At 61.2% G+C, this 1,045-nt stretch carries 1 protein-coding gene; it reads left to right on the plus strand.

Annotation, left to right across the window (positions count from 1 at the left end; translation table 11 throughout):
- On the plus strand, positions 1–1,045 hold a 1,045-nt coding region (locus G8767_RS35190; protein WP_240953013.1), incomplete at both ends, for a condensation domain-containing protein.

Below are 1,045 nucleotides of genomic sequence, written 5' to 3' on the forward strand. Positions count from 1 at the left end.
CCGCCTACTACGCGCGAACCAACGGCCAGGCTCCGACCTGGACGCCGTTGCCGGTGCAGTACGCCGACTACTCGTTGTGGCAGCGTGAGGTTCTCGGGTCCGAGGACGATCCGCAGTCCGTCATCGCGCAGCAGATTGCGTTCTGGTCGGATGCGTTGGCCGATCTTCCGGAGCAGTTGGATCTGCCTGGTGATCGTCCGCGTCCCGAGATTGCTTCAGGGCGCGGCGCCAATCACAGTTTCACCATCGAACCGCAGCTGTGGTCCGAGCTGGACGAACTGGCCAAGGCAACGAATGCAACTCCGTTCATGGTTGTTCACTCGGCTCTGGCGGTGCTGTTGGCACGACTGTCCGCGACGACCGACATTGCGATCGGTGCCCCGATCGCGGGTCGTGGTGAAGCTGAGCTCGATGACGTGATCGGTATGTTCGTCAATACTTTGGTGTTGCGTACCGAGGTTGATCCGTCGATGTCGTTTGCGGAGTTGTTGGCTTCTGCGCGTGAGGTGGATCTGCAGGCGTTCGCGCATGCGGATGTTCCGTTCGAGCGGATCGTGGAAGCGCTCGATCCGGTTCGTTCGCAGGCTCGTCATCCGTTGTTCCAGGTGGCGTTGACGTTCCAGAACCTCGGTCAGACGTCTCTCGACATGCCCGGCCTCAGTGCTGCTGCAGTCGAGGTCGACGCCGCACTGGCCAAGTTCGACTTGCAGCTCACTCTCGAAGAGTCTGAAGCCGGAATGTCTGCGACCCTGACGTATGCGAGGGATCTGTTCGACGCGTCGACAGCGGCCGAGTTCGCTGATCGCTTCGTGTCCGTCCTCCGTGGCGTTGTCGCGAATCCGACTGCTGCCGTTGGCGACGTGGATGTTCTGACCGCCGGTGAGTTGGATCGCGTTCTGTCATGGAGCGACACGGGTGTCGATCGTGGTGTGGATTCGACGTTGTCGGCGTGGTTCGATGATGCTGCTGCGCGGTTTGGTGATCGGGTTGCGGTGCGGTTCGGTGGCGAGTCGTTGTCGTATGGTGAGTTGTCGGTGCGGGCTAA

Origin of the sequence: Rhodococcus sp. IC4_135 (assembly GCF_011602025.1) — a bacterium.
GTDB classification, from domain to species: domain Bacteria; phylum Actinomycetota; class Actinomycetes; order Mycobacteriales; family Mycobacteriaceae; genus Rhodococcus_F; species Rhodococcus_F baikonurensis.